A 3,483-nucleotide genomic window follows, 5' to 3' on the forward strand; every position below is an offset into this window, starting at 1 on the left:
TGTAAGTAGGTGAGGGAAAAAAACCGACATAAGTAAAGAAAAGTAAAGTTGTCCAAAACCTGTTCCCTGTTCCCTGTTCCCTGTTCCCTAATCACCAACCAAGTGACAAACTTAGTTAAAATATTCAACTAAGCTCAAAACAGAAACACACCAAAAACTCATGGCTGATCAAATGCAGTGGACAAATGCTTTATCAACCCGTTCTTCCTTAGAAGCGGCTATTAACGATGTCATAGAACAAGCTGTGGCATCTTTAACAGCACCAGCGGATTTAGGGCTGGTATTCATTTCTTCTGCCTTTATGAGTGAGTATACAAGGCTTTTACCTTTATTGGCAGAAAAACTTTCCGTACCTATATTAATTGGTTGTAGTGCAGGGGGTGTAATTGGCAGGAAACAGACAGGAGAAACGGAAGAAATAGAAGCAGAACCCGCCCTAAGTCTGACTTTAGCCCATCTTCCCGGTGTAAAAATCCGACCTTTTCATATTTTAGCCGAAGAATTGCCAGATTCTGATAGTTCCCCCAATGCTTGGATTGATTTAGTGGGTGTACCACCGTTACCAGTACCCCAATTTATTCTCTTGTCCAGTCCTTTTGGTTCAGCAACTAATGATCTATTGCAGGGGTTAGATTTTGCTTATCCAGGTTCGGTGGTGGTAGGAGGACAGGCCAGCAGCGGCTTTATGAATGGTCCTGTGGGTTTATTTTGTAATGATAAGTTATGTCGAGAAGGTACGGTAGGTATAGCTTTAACTGGCAATATCGTCTTAGATACTATTGTGTCCCAAGGTTGTCGTCCCATTGGTCAACCATTACAGGTCACTAAAGCGGAACGGAATATTATTTTAGAGTTGGATGAAAAAGTGCCTTTAATGGTATTGCGAAATTTAATTAGTAGTTTGAGTGAAGAAGATCGAACTTTAGCACAACATTCTTTATTTGTCGGTTTAGCAATGGATGAATTTAGAATGAATTTACATTCGGGGGATTTTTTAATTCGTAATATTTTGGGGGTAGACCCTAAAGCTGGGGCGATCGCCATTAGCGATCGCATTCGTGCCGGTCAAAGGTTACAATTTCACTTGCGGGAAGCGCAAGCTTCGTCCCAAGATTTAGAAAATCTACTCCAAGAATATCAAAATGAAAATGAAAATACTAGTCAACCGTCTCCCGTCGGGGCTTTGATGTTTACCTGTTTAGGACGGGGAACAGGACTTTATGGCCAACCTAATTTTGATTCCCAACTTTTTAGCCGTTATCTCCATGATATACCCCTTGGTGGCTGTTTCTGCGGTGGTGAAATCGGTCCTGTAAGTGGTAGAACTTTCTTACATGGTTATACTTCTGTATTTGCTATTTGTCGTTCTCTTGAAGAATAGGAGTTAGGATTCAGGAGTTAGGAGAAAGAAAAAAATCACCCATTACCCATTACCCATTACCCATTACCCATTACCCATTACCCATTACCCATTACCTATTTCCCAATTAAAAGCGTACTGTGATTATCAATGAAAGCTGTGTTCCCACCATTAACCGCGCTATATTCTTCGATGTAACGACGGACATGAATGGGGAAATGGGGATATTCAAGCATAGCATCACCATCGGCAATAGTCGCCCAAAAATCACGTAAACCGGGCGCTAATATTTGTGCCTGGTCTAATGGTAAACTCAGGGGAGGTAAAGTTAATAATTTGAGTACAAACGGATAGGAGCGATCGCCCATCCATTTTCGTGATAGTGTTTGTAAATTGGGAAAATCTGGTACTGATTCTACACGATGAGAAACAATTTGTAAAGATTCCCTACCTAATTCATCTCGGTTAAATTCCAATACCCGATAAGGATGAGGATAGCTGACTAAAGAACCAGTAGTAATATCATATATCCCTTGGGAACAAGCGATATCTTGAACGTGCAAATGTCCTGTAAATACTAACTTAACTCCATAGTGTTGTAATAATTGCCTCAGTTCTGCTGCATTCTCTAGCATATAACGATTCGCCATGGGATGACAAGACTGATTCGGTAAATGTTCAACCACATTATGATGAATCATTACCAAAACTAAATCATCCCCAATTGCTGCTAATTCCCCTTTTAACCATTGAAGTTGTTGATTATCTAACCTGCCTATTTGCTGACCTTGATCATTAAATGAGTTAGAATTAAGAGCGATTAATCTCACTCCTGGGAATATCTGACAATTGTAATAATGTTGTTGGGGATTTTTATAACCAAACTGTTGGTAATAATAGGGAAAATCTGCAAAACTAATTGATTGTTCATTAGCCATCAAAACAGGTATATCATGATTACCAGGAATCACGTAAGATGGAAAAGGTAATTGAGATAACCTATTTTGTAACCATTTGTGATTTACTGATTCACCATGTTGGGTTAGGTCTCCAGGGATCAACAAAAAATCTAAATCTAATTGGGTTAAATGTGCTAAAACACTATCAAAAGCCGGAACACTTACCTCTACCAAATGAAAACGACTAGGGTGATCCCAAATAGTTTCAGGAAGCGCAATGTGTAAATCGCTAACTATAGCAAACCGAAAATTGAGTTTCATTGGGTTAAGAAAATGTTAAAAATCTAGTTGGAAAAAATTATTATTCTCAAAGTATAACCCTGACTGTGTATACTAGTGTGGGAATATTTAGACTTAATAATATTTGTATACATTTGTTAAAGATTTTGTTTTTTTAGGAGAGTAAATTTTGTCACCTGTTCGAGTTCGTCAGCACGTTAACCCCCTTGCGAGTAAATTTCAAACCCCAACCGCTTCTCCAGACTGGGAAAGTATTTATACACAACCAAACCTACCACTACATTTAGATATTGGTTGTGCTAGGGGTAGATTTGTTTTGAAAATGGCGCAAATAGAAGCAAATTGGAATTTTTTAGGCTTAGAAATTCGAGAACCGTTAGTAGTAGAAGCCAATAGAATCCGCGACGAAATGGGTTTAAAAAATTTACATTATATGTTTGCGAATGTGAATAATTCCCTAGTTTCTTTGTTATCCAATTTACCATCAGGAAGATTACAAAAAGTAACAATTCAATTTCCTGATCCTTGGTTTAAAAATCGTCACGCGAAACGTCGGGTAGTCCAACCGGAATTGGTAATAGAATTAGCCAATTATTTAGCTGTGGGTGGTGTTGTTTTTCTCCAATCTGATATACAATTTGTAGCAGAGGAAATGTGCGATCGCTTTGACGAACATCCTGCATTTGAAAAGCTAGGAACAACAACATGGTTAGCGGAAAATCCCCTTCCAGTTCCCACAGAACGGGAAATAGCCACCTTCAATAAAGGTGAACCAGTATATAGGGCTTTATTTAGAAAAAAGATTACTAATGATTAATTGATGTATGACATGGCGTTTCCTAATGATGTCAAATACATCATAGCCCCCTCCTCGCTTGCGGGGAGGGGGTTGGGGGTGGGGTTCTTGTACCTCATAACATCGGG

General features: G+C 39.0%; 4 protein-coding genes. 2 read left to right on the plus strand and 2 right to left on the minus strand.

The genetic code is table 11. From position 1 onward, the window contains the following. Positions 1-160: 160 nt before the first annotated feature. The gene (locus ACIR131C_RS0107065; protein WP_028089630.1) at positions 161-1,381 is read left to right on the plus strand and encodes an FIST signal transduction protein; all 1,221 of its coding nucleotides are present in this window, start codon (positions 161-163) and stop codon (positions 1,379-1,381) included. Between the two features lie 95 nt (positions 1,382-1,476). On the opposite strand, the gene ACIR131C_RS0107070 is transcribed toward ACIR131C_RS0107065, so the two are convergent. Next, positions 1,477-2,580, minus strand: coding sequence for a metallophosphoesterase family protein (locus ACIR131C_RS0107070; protein WP_028089631.1), 1,104 nt, complete (start codon positions 2,578-2,580; stop codon positions 1,477-1,479). 148 nt (positions 2,581-2,728) lie between these two features. On the opposite strand from ACIR131C_RS0107070, the gene trmB reads away from it, so the two are divergent. Continuing rightward, the gene (gene trmB, locus ACIR131C_RS0107075) at positions 2,729-3,376 is read left to right on the plus strand and encodes a tRNA (guanosine(46)-N7)-methyltransferase TrmB (RefSeq protein WP_028089632.1); all 648 of its coding nucleotides are present in this window, start codon (positions 2,729-2,731) and stop codon (positions 3,374-3,376) included. Here the strand turns inward: trmB and ACIR131C_RS27315 are convergent. Then, positions 3,347-3,483: hypothetical protein (locus ACIR131C_RS27315; protein WP_423752198.1), on the minus strand; the 137-nt coding region annotated here is incomplete at its 5' end. The genes trmB and ACIR131C_RS27315 overlap by 30 nt on opposite strands.

The organism is Dolichospermum circinale AWQC131C (genome assembly GCF_000426905.1).
GTDB lineage: Bacteria > Cyanobacteriota > Cyanobacteriia > Cyanobacteriales > Nostocaceae > Dolichospermum > Dolichospermum circinale.

Coding starts and splice junctions, on each gene's coding strand:
- ACIR131C_RS0107065 (WP_028089630.1), top strand. CDS start 161: ATGGCTGATCAAATGCAGTGGACAAATGCTTTATCAACCCGTTCTTCC.
- ACIR131C_RS0107070 (WP_028089631.1), bottom strand. CDS start 2,580: ATGAAACTCAATTTTCGGTTTGCTATAGTTAGCGATTTACACATTGCG.